The 13,441-nt window shown below is 50.0% G+C and carries 18 protein-coding genes and 2 pseudogenes; 3 read left to right on the forward strand and 17 right to left on the reverse strand.

The annotated features are described in order from the left end of the window. Positions 1-62: 62 nt before the first annotated feature. Genes F3J30_RS01685 through F3J30_RS01700 form a run of 4 tightly spaced genes read right to left on the reverse strand, consistent with a single transcriptional unit; the run spans position 63 to position 4,716 of the window. Positions 63-1,166: a phage minor head protein gene (locus tag F3J30_RS01685; RefSeq protein WP_166715453.1), complete on the reverse strand. Its 1,104-nt coding sequence runs from the start codon at positions 1,164-1,166 to the stop codon at positions 63-65. A 1-nt stretch (position 1,167) separates the two neighbouring features. Further along, complete coding sequence (locus F3J30_RS01690) at positions 1,168-2,571, reverse strand: DUF4055 domain-containing protein (RefSeq protein ID WP_166715454.1); 1,404 nt, start codon at positions 2,569-2,571, stop codon at positions 1,168-1,170. A 4-nt stretch (positions 2,572-2,575) separates the two neighbouring features. Next, positions 2,576-4,147, reverse strand: coding sequence for a terminase (locus F3J30_RS01695; protein WP_166715455.1), 1,572 nt, complete (start codon positions 4,145-4,147; stop codon positions 2,576-2,578). Further along, complete coding sequence (locus tag F3J30_RS01700) at positions 4,144-4,716, reverse strand: terminase small subunit (protein ID WP_166715456.1); 573 nt, start codon at positions 4,714-4,716, stop codon at positions 4,144-4,146. The genes F3J30_RS01695 and F3J30_RS01700 overlap by 4 nt, the downstream gene beginning before the upstream one ends. 23 nt (positions 4,717-4,739) lie before the next feature. Here F3J30_RS01700 and F3J30_RS01705 point away from each other — a divergent pair, with 23 nt between their 5' ends. Both F3J30_RS01705 and F3J30_RS01710 read left to right on the forward strand, forming a co-directional pair. After that, complete coding sequence (locus F3J30_RS01705; RefSeq protein WP_166715457.1) at positions 4,740-4,967, forward strand: hypothetical protein; 228 nt, start codon at positions 4,740-4,742, stop codon at positions 4,965-4,967. Positions 4,968-5,381: 414 nt separating this feature from the next. Further along, positions 5,382-6,290 (forward strand): LPO_1073/Vpar_1526 family protein, encoded by a 909-nt coding sequence (locus F3J30_RS01710; protein WP_166715458.1) that lies wholly within the window; start codon positions 5,382-5,384, stop codon positions 6,288-6,290. A 239-nt stretch (positions 6,291-6,529) separates the two neighbouring features. On the opposite strand, the pseudogene F3J30_RS01715 reads toward F3J30_RS01710, so the two are convergent. Beyond that, positions 6,530-6,823, reverse strand: a pseudogene (locus F3J30_RS01715) (hypothetical protein); the annotation flags it as partial. Beyond that, positions 6,822-7,277: pseudogene (locus F3J30_RS01720) on the reverse strand (putative metallopeptidase); the annotation flags it as partial. The pseudogenes F3J30_RS01715 and F3J30_RS01720, both read right to left, overlap by 2 nt. Positions 7,278-7,387: 110 nt before the next feature. On the opposite strand from F3J30_RS01720, the gene F3J30_RS01725 reads away from it, so the two are divergent. Beyond that, complete coding sequence (locus F3J30_RS01725; RefSeq protein ID WP_166715459.1) at positions 7,388-7,993, forward strand: phospholipase D family protein; 606 nt, start codon at positions 7,388-7,390, stop codon at positions 7,991-7,993. A 111-nt stretch (positions 7,994-8,104) separates the two neighbouring features. Here the strand turns inward: F3J30_RS01725 and F3J30_RS01730 are convergent, their stop codons facing one another. The 11 genes from F3J30_RS01730 to F3J30_RS01780 form a co-directional block, all read right to left on the reverse strand. Next, positions 8,105-8,299: a hypothetical protein gene (locus tag F3J30_RS01730; RefSeq protein WP_166715460.1), complete on the reverse strand. Its 195-nt coding sequence runs from the start codon at positions 8,297-8,299 to the stop codon at positions 8,105-8,107. Between the two features lie 101 nt (positions 8,300-8,400). Continuing rightward, complete coding sequence (locus F3J30_RS01735) at positions 8,401-8,562, reverse strand: hypothetical protein (RefSeq protein WP_155738258.1); 162 nt, start codon at positions 8,560-8,562, stop codon at positions 8,401-8,403. Positions 8,563-8,646: 84 nt separating this feature from the next. Further along, the gene (locus F3J30_RS01740; RefSeq protein ID WP_166715461.1) at positions 8,647-9,117 is read right to left on the reverse strand and encodes a lysis protein; all 471 of its coding nucleotides are present in this window, start codon (positions 9,115-9,117) and stop codon (positions 8,647-8,649) included. Next, on the reverse strand, positions 9,114-9,557 hold the full coding sequence (locus tag F3J30_RS01745; protein WP_166715462.1) for a lysozyme: 444 nt from the start codon (positions 9,555-9,557) through the stop codon (positions 9,114-9,116). Before F3J30_RS01745 ends, F3J30_RS01740 begins: the two co-directional genes overlap by 4 nt. After that, on the reverse strand, positions 9,541-9,882 hold the full coding sequence (locus F3J30_RS01750; protein WP_166715463.1) for a phage holin, lambda family: 342 nt from the start codon (positions 9,880-9,882) through the stop codon (positions 9,541-9,543). The genes F3J30_RS01745 and F3J30_RS01750 overlap by 17 nt, the downstream gene beginning before the upstream one ends. A 600-nt stretch (positions 9,883-10,482) precedes the next feature. After that, the gene (locus F3J30_RS01755; RefSeq protein ID WP_166715464.1) at positions 10,483-10,677 is read right to left on the reverse strand and encodes a hypothetical protein; all 195 of its coding nucleotides are present in this window, start codon (positions 10,675-10,677) and stop codon (positions 10,483-10,485) included. A 208-nt stretch (positions 10,678-10,885) separates the two neighbouring features. Next, positions 10,886-11,701 carry an antitermination protein gene (locus F3J30_RS01760; protein ID WP_166715465.1) on the reverse strand — a complete coding sequence of 272 codons (816 nt, stop codon included), beginning with the start codon at positions 11,699-11,701 and terminating at the stop codon, positions 10,886-10,888. A 112-nt stretch (positions 11,702-11,813) separates the two neighbouring features. Further along, the gene (locus F3J30_RS01765) at positions 11,814-12,173 is read right to left on the reverse strand and encodes a RusA family crossover junction endodeoxyribonuclease (RefSeq protein ID WP_166715466.1); all 360 of its coding nucleotides are present in this window, start codon (positions 12,171-12,173) and stop codon (positions 11,814-11,816) included. Further along, complete coding sequence (locus F3J30_RS01770; RefSeq protein WP_166715467.1) at positions 12,170-12,451, reverse strand: DUF1364 domain-containing protein; 282 nt, start codon at positions 12,449-12,451, stop codon at positions 12,170-12,172. Before F3J30_RS01770 ends, F3J30_RS01765 begins: the two co-directional genes overlap by 4 nt. Before the next feature lie 2 nt (positions 12,452-12,453). Beyond that, positions 12,454-12,654: a hypothetical protein gene (locus F3J30_RS01775; RefSeq protein WP_166715468.1), complete on the reverse strand. Its 201-nt coding sequence runs from the start codon at positions 12,652-12,654 to the stop codon at positions 12,454-12,456. Positions 12,655-12,659: 5 nt separating this feature from the next. Next, positions 12,660-13,256, reverse strand: coding sequence for a DUF1367 family protein (locus F3J30_RS01780; RefSeq protein ID WP_166715469.1), 597 nt, complete (start codon positions 13,254-13,256; stop codon positions 12,660-12,662). Between the last annotated feature and the right edge of the window lie 185 nt (positions 13,257-13,441).

Here is a 13,441-nt window from a genome sequence, read left to right on the forward strand (position 1 = left end):
CATCCGGCTTATGGCAATAAAAAAGGCCACCCGAAGGCAGCCTGAGATTAATTTGGTTTGTGTTATTCAAATGCAGCAGCATCGAGTCGTCGTAGTGCATCCAGAGTGAGAAACTCCCCGGCATCGTTGAACATCTGCGGCACAGTGATTTTGCCGTCACGCAGCATCATCGCGCGGGTAACGCCTAGTACCTGCTCCTGTCGCGCGTATGGCTGTCGGGTAAGCCATTCGGCATAACTGGTATTCGCTGGTACCTGCCCGTCCATCGAGGCGCGTGTAGCGTTGCTCAGTTCGCCAAGTGGTATCTGCAATTCCTCCCACGATTTCGTGATTAGGATTTCGCTGGACCGACAGCAGAAGTGGATTTTGCCAGGTCCGCGCAGATAAGGAACTACATGCCCCAGCGGCTTGCCGTCGAGCGTGTAGAGTTTGCGGTCGCGGATAATGCACCACTGGCTGGTATGCGTGTCGAGTGTTGAGGACCACTGCTTGGCCTTCACGATATCGCTATTGGCCTGGGCGAACTCATGGCGCGCTGTGGCGGCCATGTGATTCACCGCGGTACGTGTCACTACCGCCAGGTCACGACGGGCAGTGTTGATCACCCCATCTTCACGGTTGCGCTGCGGTGTTCCGGCGACACGCTTAACAATTTGCTCTACCGTTTCCCCCTGGAGGAACCCGGAGCGAACGGCATTGGTAATCTTGTCCAGCCGATCGGTTTCGAGTTTCTTCCCCCACTCTTTCAGCAACCGCCCCTGGAACGGCTGCGCCACAGCTCCGGCATAAACCTGCTCTGGCGCGATGCTCTGAAGCGGGACATGTTTCAGTATTTGCTGAGGGATTACGCTGCTGAACAGGTCCATCTGATATCCGGCTTCATAATCAACGTAGCGCGTCAGTTCGCGGGTCAACGCGGTATTAACCGATTCGTAGGCCTGTTGGTTGAGGTCCCGTACACCAGCCAGCAGCGATGCCAGGCGGCGGGCACTATAGGTGTCTGCACGCTTACCATCCAGCAACACCATCAGCTTTGCAGCCAGTTCGGAATCCAGCTTATCGAGTAGAACCACCATGCGCCGGGCGACGCCAGTACCGTAGCGGCTCACATACAGTCCGTGCGCTATCGTCTCGTCCTGTAGGCGATCGTTAACAGAGCGGGCCATATCACACCTCTTCCGGCGGCGGTTCGGTCAGCGACGCAGACTCGGCCAGCAACTCATCCAGAACCTTCTCCGGATCCGCATCAGCATCAATCAGATTGAGTTTTTGCAGGGCCTTTATGGCATCGATGCGACGAAGGTCGCCGCCCTGCCGCAGGGACTGAATGGCCATCGCCGCTGGAGGATTGAACTCTTTCGATTCAACATCCAGTTCGGTGCGGACATCTACGTTGCCACCTTCCTTCTCGCCTATGTACTCAGCCATGATTTGCAGAATGTTGTCGATCGCGTCTTCCAGGCTGGTTGCCATGGTGTAGAGCGGCGACTGCTCCTGCATCTTCTCTTCCGAGGTCTGGTCTACTGACTTGGTTGAGGTGTTATCGGTGCGTAGCAACTTCGCGCCAGCCTGGCGCATTTGCTCTATCAGCTCAGCCAGCGACTCTTTGCCAGCGCCAATGGAGGAACCTGTGTGCTCGACGTATTCGAGCCCCTGCTTCTGCCGATCGGTGAATGAAGCTGCTGATGATGATCCGATCGTCAGCTCCTGCCCCTCCTCGAGACCGAAAACTGTCAGTATTGGCACCCTGGCGACGTGCAGGATGTTGTCCTGCTCACTCTGGCTCTGCCAGTGCTTGATGTTAAGCAACGCCATGTTGAGCAGCGGCGGAGAGCCGCACATAAAACCGGTGCGCTTGGTGTAAAGCGTGACCAGCGTGATGTCCTTGCGGGAAGTTTCCCATTCCTCATGCAGTGCCCAGGTTGCCGAGCCCTCAGCGGCAGTAGACTTGCGGTAAATCTCAACTTTCCCTGGAGTCAGATAGCGGATCTGCTCGACTTTCTTCTGCCCGAAGTCGTCACCATCTTCAACCACAACCTCTTTGATGCGCAATGCTGCGAGCTGAACCTTACCGCCGACCATCTTCGACTTCCAGCCAATTACCTGGCGGGGATTGAGCATGGTTACGTAGGGTCGCGCGCCGGTGGCTTTTTCATCTGCCTTGGTCTTCACCTGTTCTGCGTCCACGCGCGGAAAATCCACCAGCGCATGAGAAAGGCCATACTGCATCGCCAAGCTGAAGAAGGCCTGCGCCCAGACATCAAGGCGAGTACCTTCCAGATCCACATCCTTTGCAAATTCACGCAGCGCACCCGGTACGTTTTCACCAAGATGGATGGGCTCAGCAAAAACACGCCCAACATTCTGGTTAATCGTCTCTTCGTAGGCTGGCAATAGCGTGGCCACGTCGAGGCGCTTCTTATAGTCCTCTTTGTCTTCTTTCGGCCAGCGTGGCATGAATGCTTCGCCAAGCTGACGCATATACAGCGTGCCGCCCATCAGGGCGTCGTTAACGTCCCACGCCTGCACCATGTTCCCATAGTCCAGATTGGGTGTTGAAATATCAGGCATGGAGTTAGAGCCTCAGGTTGGTGACTTTGCCGACTTTCTTCGGTGGTGAATGCAGAACGGCATATCGGGTAGCATCCCAGTCGTGGTCTTCCTGCTGGGTATCTACATCGTCAGGATTTTTGCTGTCGCGCACGAGTACCGGCACACGGCTTATCCAGCCACGGCAGTAGTCGAAAACATAAAATGCAGGTTTCTCTGGGATGCCGGATTCAAGTTTCTTACCTTCGACAACGGCCTCAAGCATGTCAGCAAACAGGGCCGCACCGTTCACACGCGATCCCGGTTTTTTGTTGGATGGCACCCACTTAACGTCCTGAGATTCCATCTTCTGAGCAATGGATAACTCATCATCACCAGTGTTGTAGATCGCCCCGTCAGCCGGGCCAGGGAGAACCCTCTTACAGATGCCGGGCATGATATTGAGTTGCCCCTGAGTTACCCCGTTGAGTTTTATCTCTTCAGGCTCAGCAAGCTCTACGCCCACCAGCCGCTTATCAGCCCACGCTACGCCCTTGGCAACGTTGGTGGATGACATGTTCAGACCCTTGTTGAGCTCGTCCGGCGGGCAGCCGTACCACTCACCAATCAGGATCAGCGACCCGGCAGGCGGGCAGAAATGACGACCATCAGAGAGCTCTGCGGCGGTACCGTCGGCGCGTGCCCACCAGAGGTTAGAGAACGGCTTCGACTCACCCCAGTCATGGGAGCGGTCAACCGTCCAGCTATCCGGGATACGGAACGGCTTGATGACATGATGGGAGGCATTCCACAGATGGTCAAATCGCCCGCCGCTGGTGACATCCCAGGAGCCTTCTACCCACGCTTTGCGCCGGTTTGGGTCCTTGATAGCCATCAGTGTCGCGATGTACTGCGGATCCAAATAAGGGTTTTCTTTGAAGGAGCCGTGAATCGCCACGCGAGTCAGCGTCACATCTTCTTCGCGTTCAGTCTGCGGGTTAAACACTTTCTGCGTTTCGCGGATGACGGTTCCGCGTGGTGCTGGTTCGATGAAGCGTTTCTTTACCCAGGTATGGCCGATGCCGAACGGATTCGTTGTACTGAACGTTTCGAGTGGAATCGGCTTAAGCAGCGAACCGTTATCCAGTGGGTAGTTCTCGGGCCGGAACGACGAGCGCCGGCAGGAGAACATCATTTCATAGAACTCAGCAGACTGCTGTTTGGTCAGCTCGTTGAATCCGATAAAGGGGAACTCTTGACCGTGGTAGTCCCAGTAATCACTCTCTTCCTTTCCAAAACGGAACAGCAGCTCTTCGCCAGTCGGCCACACCCAACGTAATTCACTGGCGGATGCCAGATAGCGTGCACCGTCGTTAAACAAGCGGTACATACGCTTCGACTGGGTGATGATGTCGTTGAGGTTTTTATACTCGGTATCGAAAATAACGCCACGCCAGAACGAGCCATAGCCCAGACCAACGAGGCGGCGAAAGCGTGCCAGCTGCGCAGCAGTTTTCCCCGGGCCGCGCGTCCCCTCGTACAGAATTTCGTTACATGGGCAACTCAGGGAGAGCGATTGCGATCCCGGTAAAGGTTTCCAGACGGCTTTGTAATTCATCCACCGAGCACCCCATCCTGTTGTTTCTGCGCCGCCGCTTCCCAGTCATCTACACTGTCACTGGTCGGTACCAGCATTACGTTGTGGGTTGCTGTGACCTTTTGCTCAACCTGCTCTTTGAATGCCTGCACACGAACGTGTTTGCCTAGCAACTCGAGGTTCTTGACCTTATCCGGCCACTTGATCTTCTTGAGGATGGTTTCCGCCGTCTCCTCGTCGAAGTTCTGGATAGTGGTACTGATATCAAGCCCGGTAAGAGTGGTTCGCCACGACTTAGGCCATATACTGATCGCTTTCAGGCTGCCATCGTCGTTCAGAATATCCAGCACGTCCATCTGGTCGATTTCAACCAAACGCCGTAGCACATAATCTGCATTAATACCCACATCTTCATTGCGCTTCGTTTTGAGTTCGGCAATTCTGTTTTGGATGACAGGTTTTGACAGGTTCTCGGATGCGGTACGATTCGCAGTTTTGACGCTGTACCCCGCCCGAATAGCCGCTTGCGTGGCATTTAAATCGATGAGGTACTCGCGACAAAACATCTCTTGCTTGTCGGTGAGTGCCATTTTAATACCTTTGGGAGATGCTGATGGGCAACGTAAAAATTTACGCTGGTTTGGTTAACGGCGACCGTATGCCAATCATTGAGGATAGAACCTCTGAAGAAATCGTTACTGCCTTCACAGGCGATGACACTGGCGCACCACCGACATCTTTGACGATTGAGGTGATTACCGAAAGTGGATCAAAAGTCAAAATTTACATACCAAATAGTTCAGCTCAGGCAAGTGTTTCAGTTGGCGGAAAACGAGTTTAAGCTACAACAGTTAACCGTTGCTGAAGCACGCCCCAGTCCGGTTGTGCCATAAATCCACTAGTTTTTATCTTTTAATTAATAGATATTAGTAATATGAATCAATGATGTGTTCAGGGCAAAGCATATCCTGCGTTACTTATAGTGCCATTTAACCTACAGAGGAATATGACGCGTGAGAAAGTTAATCTGTCTAATTGCGTTCGTTGCAACATGCGGATTCGGATATCAGGCATACCAGCATCATGGACTGGCCTCACTACTGGCTTTCTTAGTCAGCTTCGGGGCTTTTCTAACTGCTGTAGCCAACTTAATAAGTGAGAAGAAGAAGTCATCCTCTATAAGCCAGGTGATTGGGAATAACTCTTCAGGAATACAAGTCGGTGGTAACTTAACCATTAATGAAAAGGACAAAAAATGAGTCTTTTCGATAATAAGTCAGGTCAACATGTCGGAGATGGTTCTACCGCAATCCAAGTAACCGGTGATGCTATCATTGGTAATACTACTACTGAAGTAGTTACTATCTGTGAATTAGTAATTCGAGCACAAATGGCTTCTTTAAAAGAGGATGCTTATAAACTTGTAAACCAACGAGCGACAGAATTTGGTAATCAGATTGCAGCTAAGCTTTCTAGTGATCTTGACGATAAATTAAAAGAGAAATTATCCGACCCTGACATTCAATACTCAATGAACCAAGCTGTAATTCAGGTGGCTCGAAAAGGATTTGATGAAAAATCGGAGTTACTTAAAGAGCTAATCGTTTCGAAAATTCAAACTGAAGAAGAAGAGGATAGCATAGTTATAGATCACGCTCTTGAAGCGACATCTAAATTAACAACAAACGACATTAAATTCCTATCTCTAATATATTACCTCAGAAGCATACATAAGATACGAAACGGTATTAACATAACAGCTCTCGCTGAAAAAAATGAAACTCACTTTGGATTAATTGGCTTCACTGTAGAGCAAAACCATTCAGTCCACAAAGAATACCATGCGAACTATGATGTTGATTACATTAAATTTTTAGATAAAATGGAGTCTTTGAGAAAAATAAACATTGATCTCCTCGGCTTAAAAGGCGTTATCTTTACAGACAAGCACTACATCACAAACTATCAAGACCTACTTGGAAAAAGGACTGGAATCACCGGCTTTGAGAGCGATGAGATGTTCTTTGAAACATTTCCTGCCTTAAAGTTAACTCTAGATGCATTTGGTGTATCAACCATAAATGACTTTAATTCCTATGTTTTAAATCCGATTGGCGACCTGATTGCTCAAAACTTTCTTAGGGCTCGTAACTTCCTTCAATAGAATAAAAATTATTGTTTGTAAACATTAGACAGAAAAGGGTATTTTTTATTAAGGTACCCTTCAAACCCACACTTATTACAAATATGTCTATAAAAAACAATATGATTATTGAGATACATACCATTACGTGATTCAGGGCTGAAAACCATTTTACCCAACTTACATTTATCGCATTCATATTCATTTAAAAAATTTACAACCTTAACTTCTCTGGCTTTTAACTCCATAATTTGTCCTAGTTATTTACGTTCCAACTCAATTTTTCTGATTCCAGTCAGTTGGTTGTTCCCCTTCTCAATGGTGGCCAGCAGCGGCTTAATCCGCAAAACAGCCTGGCAGTACGTCATTGAGCCGGAGGCAGTGGCACTATCATTGGCTGCGTCAGCGTTGCTGGTATCGGGGTGCATTGCGCTGGCACGTAAACGGTTCGCGTATTCGAGCAACCCACCAGCAACATCAGCAAGAACAAGCAGATCACAGGTTTTTTCACGGCGGAGTATCTCCCGGTATTCGATAACAGTGTTATCAGTGCTGCCCGGTACCTTTGTTGGACTTCGGAGCGTCGAAATCATCGGTTGCCTGGGCGATGTGGTAAAGCTCATGCTCTACCAGCGCGCAGAATTCTAGGTCACTGCATTGTGAGCAGTAGTCAGCTGCCAGTGTGATGATGTACTTCGGGACGCGCCCGAACCATTCATGCATCTGCTGTTCCATTCTGGCTTTCTGCCAACCACCGGCGCGGAGCATTACCTGTTCGGCCTGGCCGAGGACGTAGCGCCCTTTCTTCGCGAATGAGTCAGACGCCCACATAAAGCAGAGGTCAGCATCAAGCAGGTGTTCGTGGTCAGGGTTATGGATGCTGCCTGTATCGCTCAGGATTTGGTGGTTTATCCACTCATGCACTTCGTTTGCAGGAATCAGCCTGGTGTATGGCTGCCAGTTGTCGGAGTCGATGAAGTTAACTGGCGGGTATGGCCGATAATCCATTTTCAATCTCCTTACTCGGGACTGAGACACCATTTTTTGGAGTTATTTTTAAATAAAGATGGTGAGAATATGACCGATAACAAAAAATATTTGCATAATAAGGAGCAACTATGAGCATCGCAATACTCTTAAGAAATCAGCAAGTGCCTAACGTCTTTCGGAATTTACTACTCAGCACAGTGCAACTCCCTGATATAAAAGAGGTAATCATATGCAGCGGCTTCTTTCAAGATAACTTTAAATCGGCTTATTGCGCCTCGACAGAAGGTAACCTTGCACAAAAGCTTGCCACTTCAAATGCAGAAGTAATCACTGTTGGGATACATAATCCTCAATGGAGATTCTCTTTTGATGACTTCAATAATTCGCTGACTTCTGCAGGCGTAAATCTGACTGTGAGAAAAGTTAAGGGCTATAAATGGCATGCAAAAGTATTTATAGCAAGTACTAAAAACGGCCCCGTATTCTCCTTGATCGGCAGCAGCAACATGACGAGAAATGCATTTTCAACATCGAAACCATTTAACTATGAAGCTGACGTTGCATTATGGATTCCACAAGCGAAAGGAGTTAGTTCTGCTGTTAACAACGTCCTGTTAGAATCCTCTCCTTCAGATGTAATTCGCACTTCATATAGCCCCAACAAAAATGGCGGATTGACAATAAGAGATAGGCTAATACAGTTACGTGAAGACATTTTAAACACAACTGAGTAATCGAAATCCTATCCCATCTCCGTTAAACCAAGCGGAGATGGCTTTTCTTAGATCAGTTCATGCATTTCTATTTGTATCAAAGATCTCAACGTTCAACTGCTCCATTCGTTTTTATACAGAGACCTCTTCAGCTACTGGCGTGAACTGCACGCGCTTCACATCGTCAGGAGCGAAATACAGCCACTCGCCCATCTCAGTCGCCAGCGGTACAAAGCCGTTAACCAGCTCAGGCTGACGTCGTGACATCTTGCCAGTAAAGGTTTCGCCTGTTTGGGTGGTTAGCGTGATTTGATAGATGTCGGACATTGAGGGCCTCTTTATCCGTTTTTTTGGATGCAGACATAAAAAAAGCCACCCGAAGGTGACCTTTGAGATGGTACCACGCCCCAATTTAGGCGAGAAATTTATTAGCCGTTAGGCAAATAGGTACGAACATCGCTCGTGTCGATGCGTGAAACAACAGTTCCATCTTTGTAGAACACAACCTGACCGCCTTCTTCTTTTGCCTCATCGGCATCAATGGTGAAAAAAGCCTCACCGGAATTCTCAAGATAAACAATGTAGCTCATGGCTAACCCCTGATAATGAGCACGAGAATGTGCAATATTTTAATTGGGATTAATCTCATCGCTTTCAATGCCCTATCTTCATTTTTATTTCATGCACTGTTCTTTGATGTACTCCTGCAGATAGCTGATCTGCTTCGTCACTGTGACGATTCGCTCTCTAAGGGTGAAATAATCCCGTTCAGCGGAGTCAGTAAGTCGGGGGCCGGTAGCATCGCCCAGGCCGCCGGTGTTGGTCGTTCCGTTCGCGGGACATCTGGCGTTGACGTGCAGCCCGCACTTGCCAGTGCGAACACAACGCTGCAGATCATCAAGCTGCTTTTTCGCATCAACTAGTTCCTTCGTGTATTTCTCATCGAGCGCAGCTACGTCACGCTGCCGCGTCTGCATGTCGGTGATGGTGTCATTAGCCAGTGTCAGCGCACTGGTCGCTTTATCACGCTGCTCTTTGTAGGTGATGGCGTTGTCGCGGTAGTGGTTCACGAGGAGCGCCAGCACGCCGATTAACGCCACCACAAGCAGTTGAGGCCAGTAACGCCTTACCAGTGCGCCAATCACGACAGGAACAGAGCGCGCTCTGCCTCACGCCGACGGGTCAGCCCATTCAGGACTTTGCCGCCAGCTTTATTCCAGCGCAGGAACTCTTCAGCAGCACAAGCGTAATTACCGGCGTTGAGTTTCCGAAGCAGTGTCGAAGTCGACAATGAGCGAGAGCCGAGGTTATACGTGAACGACACCAGGGCATCGAACTGGCCCTGAGTAAGTTCCACTTTAACCAGGCGAGAAACATCACTTTCATAGCTTAACAGGCCGGTCTTCAGCAGGCGTTCTGCCGTCTCCTGCTTAATGGTCATTCCGGCGCGGATTGGTTTCCCATCTACAGGCTGAGTCCAGCCATAGCCGATCGTCCAGACGCCAACGCTGTCCTGGTAGGCGGTGAGTTTGCAGCCTTCGAACTCTTTGATCAGGGAGATACCCTTATCACTGGTTTGCATCACCGCCTCCAAAGCGAGAGTTAAACACTCTGCCAGCCATAACCTTAACCTGTTCTACGCCAACAAACCCGAGCGCGCCGCCGATAGCAATTGACAGAGACTGCGGAAGGTTAAAGTAATCGAGAGCTGATACAGCTGTTAGAGTTAGCGCTCCGCAAATGGAGCCCTCCAGAATCATTTTTTTCCAGCCGCCACCGCCGTAGGCGATCCTCATGGCAGCCATGACTACCGATAGCAATACGGCACCCATCGGCGTTTCACCGCGCCACCAGCTGTGGAGCAGTTCGATAACCTCCGTCCAGGAGTGGGGATCGTTATGCATTTTCATCGTCTCTCACCTCGCTGTGTGCGGGTGCTGTGCGGAGAAATAAAAAAAGCCCGCTCTTATGAAGCGGGCCAATGAGTTGACTATTTGTATGGTAGGTGTGTGTTGATCTTGCATCCCGGGTGACGCTGTATCGGCTGATTCACACAAGGTTCAGGAGAACCACCGGGCATTCAGGAACTTCCCACAACTCAAAGCGTAGCAGCTGTAAACAAAGCCATAAAAAAAAGCCTGCTGTTTACGGCAGGCTCTCAAGGAATTAAAGCATCGTTGTTATTTGTGTTTTGGTGCCGGGTGCCTCCCGGTGACTCTGCCCCTGGCCAGCAAAGCCGCGCGCATACCTGCTGATAGCAGTCGACTGGAACGCCCTTTCGCTTAGAAAGGATTCACCACAGAAATAATTTACGCTCCATTCATTCCTGTGGTCAATAACTTATCTTTGAACAAAAAAAAGCCTACTCACAGAGCAGGCAATCAGAGACTAACAGCATGCACGCCGTTAGTTAAAAGCACTAAGTACAAGCACTTCCATATCCATTCCACCGGATGCTAAAAAGATTAGTTGAAAAGGTAAGAAGTACAATAAATTCAGTAGAATATATCTTATTTGATGGCTGGCGGGGAAAGAGGCCCCTGTAAAACTTCTGCTTCGCCATTGTTGCAGATGTCATCGCCCTGCGTCAGATGCCAGACCCCTGTTATGGATTGGCCTGTTTCCAGGTCTTCAGTTACACCGTGGGTGTAGTAAGCGACCTGTCTGATGCCGTTGTGCTGTATCCAATAAAAACCCTCTTCCATATCCCCTCCCGAAAGTTGATGAGGAAATTATAAGAGGCTACAGATTTGATGGTTTTAGAAATTCTTAAATCTTTATTAAGCAAAAAGCCCCGAGGTGTTATCCGCAGGGCTTTAAACGAAGGCAGTAATCCATCGTTAGAGAGAAATTAACACAGATTCGGGAAAAGTAAATAGCTTACAATAAAATTGTGCACAATTATTTATGTCGCTATCGAGTTATTGCTCTCAGCTGTGATTCGGCCCACGCTTCTTCCATGTCGAATTTGGTGATCAACTGGTCGTAGAACGGTTTCACTGACTTTTTCCAGTTATCCAGAGATATGGCATCTGTTATCTGGCAAACAGCTGCGTATGCTTCGGTCGATGGAATGCGTTCATACCCGCGACCACCGCAGCGCTTACAGTCAGCCTGAACCGGTACACCCTGCTTCTCAGTGAGCTCCTTATTCACCGCTTTCCCGCGCCCGTGGCAGTCATTGCAGGCGCAGCTGATTACCTTCTTCCCCTTACAGGCTGAGCACAGTATCCGAGCCACCTCTTTCACCTGCCGCTTGACCTCGAAATCGCCCGGCGATTGCTTAAGGTCTTTTGCCCACTGCGGGAGCTTCATGGTGTAGTGCGATTTCATTGTGAACACATCAGCCTCAATGAACCCCTCACCATCGCAACAATCACACTTTTTCGTGCTGGCGGCGCTGCGCGAGTAATCTTGAAAAGCGAAGGCAGCCAGCTGGCGCATCACCAACGGTTTAACCGCGGTATCCAGTTTGCGGAGCGCTGCCACCTTATCGCATTTGGTCAGGGCGTATTCAGCCAGAAGTTCGATCGCCCTCTCCCGGTCATTCTGGCTGATGCCCATCTTTCCGAGGAACGCGCTGTACCCCATTGCAGCTCGCTCCTGTGTCATACCCATTGCAGCCATGATATCAGTACCGGTTAATGAGTCTGACGCAGTAGCGCGCGGAGAGTCGCTAATCAGCGTGGATTTAGCGAAGTGGTATTTCACTGTGTTTTCAAGATTCATGCTGCTGCCCTCTCTGGCTGTTTGGTCTGCTTGTTCTGCCCGTGTTTTGCAATCGGCGGCATATTTGCGCGCTTAACGCTTTCTGACTGGTAATGCTCAATTTGTTCTCTGTTCACTTCGCGCAATCCCCGATGATGATTTGCCCTTTTTCACCCCAAACTTTTGTGACTCGTCCATCCCAGACGCGGCTGTCGTCTTCGAAGATGGCATCGAGTAACGCCTTTTCCAGGTTGTCTTTGTCCGGTTTATTTTGATGAGCCTGCCCGTTCAGTTGTGCGCGCTTCTTCTGGCTCCAGCTCTTTGGCATGGGAATAACAAAAGTGACGTGATAACCGGATTCCGGCAGGCTGATCCCAAGCAACCGGACCTGCTCTTTAAATGCCCAGTACGCTGCTGTAGCTGGGCGCTTATGCCACCGATCTCGCTGGGTCATTCGGGGTTTGCCAATCGGCTTAATTTCGAAAATTTTCATGCGGGAACCACCAGCCCACGACGGGCAACTTCGATCACTGTAAGCACAATCGCGCGCTCCATTAACTGCCGGCGTTCTTCCCTGTTCAGCTTATTACCGTTATCAATGTTGTCATGACAGCAAACACAGAGCGCAGCTGTCGCACAATCATCCGTTTTTAACCCCATACCTTTCCCTTCGTTTCGGTGTGCCACCTGAGTACCCCATGCCCCACAAAGAACACAACGCTCGATCTGCCCAACAGCAGCGAGCCATTTTTTGTTGCGATAAATAGCCACGCTCACCCCCACATCCGGTTTTGCCAGCGGCGATCGGCGCGCGGCGGATGGTTACTTTCCGGCAGCCGGGCACTAACCGTCCATGTGATGAAATCGTTGTTAAGGCTGCGCTCGACGGGAACTCCGCGGCGCCGGTATTGAGCCATTAGCTCATCGGCCTGCTGTGTGGTGCACTCTGGGTACTGGAACCAAGTTTCTTTCATCGCCGTCACCCTGCGAAGTTCATCAGTTGCGCGGCTGCGTTTTCTACTTCACGCTGATCTCTGAATGCCCTGGACAAAATCCAGCGCCATAGGACATCAAGCGCCGCTTTGTAGAGTTGCTGGAACTCGGTTTCGTCCATATTGGCGAAAGCAATACTGCGGGGGTGTTTGCGAAGAGTATCGTCCGGCAGCTGGATGGCATCGTAATGACCGGATTCAACTGTCACCCATGCGCGGTAGGCATCGAAGGATTTACAGGCGCTTACACTGCCAGTCCGCTTATCGGCGATGCGATCGAGGTATTGCTCAGCAGCATCCAGCAGCGCACCTTCGTTCCCGCCGTATGAAGCGAGGAATTTGGCGTAGCCAGTAACCAGCTTGCGTTCGTTGGAAGAGATAGCGCCGCCGGTTGGTTCCCAGTATTCGAAACCGAGATTCAGCAGTGCGAAGAAACGGCGGTGAAATGCCGGGTTACGGACCTGTTTGAAGTCGGCCACCAGTACGGCGCCGAGCTTGATTTTTGATTGCAGTAATTCACTGGTCTCCGGCGTGGCGGGGATCAGGATTCCTGATGATTGCTTGATGAGTTGTAACTGCGCCATGGTGTTCTCCGTGGCGCATCAGGTTAACGGGTGTTCAGTCCGTTGAAATTATGATATCAGAGGGTTGCGTTATACGGTAGCCAAGGCGACGAAGAAATCTGGTTCCTGAAGACAAATTAAAAATACCTTCATCCTCCATTAACGGACGGCATGACACCATTCCATTTTGACAGTAAACGAGGTAT

Source organism: Enterobacter sp. Tr-810, from assembly GCF_011752765.1.
Lineage (GTDB): Bacteria > Pseudomonadota > Gammaproteobacteria > Enterobacterales > Enterobacteriaceae > Enterobacter > Enterobacter soli.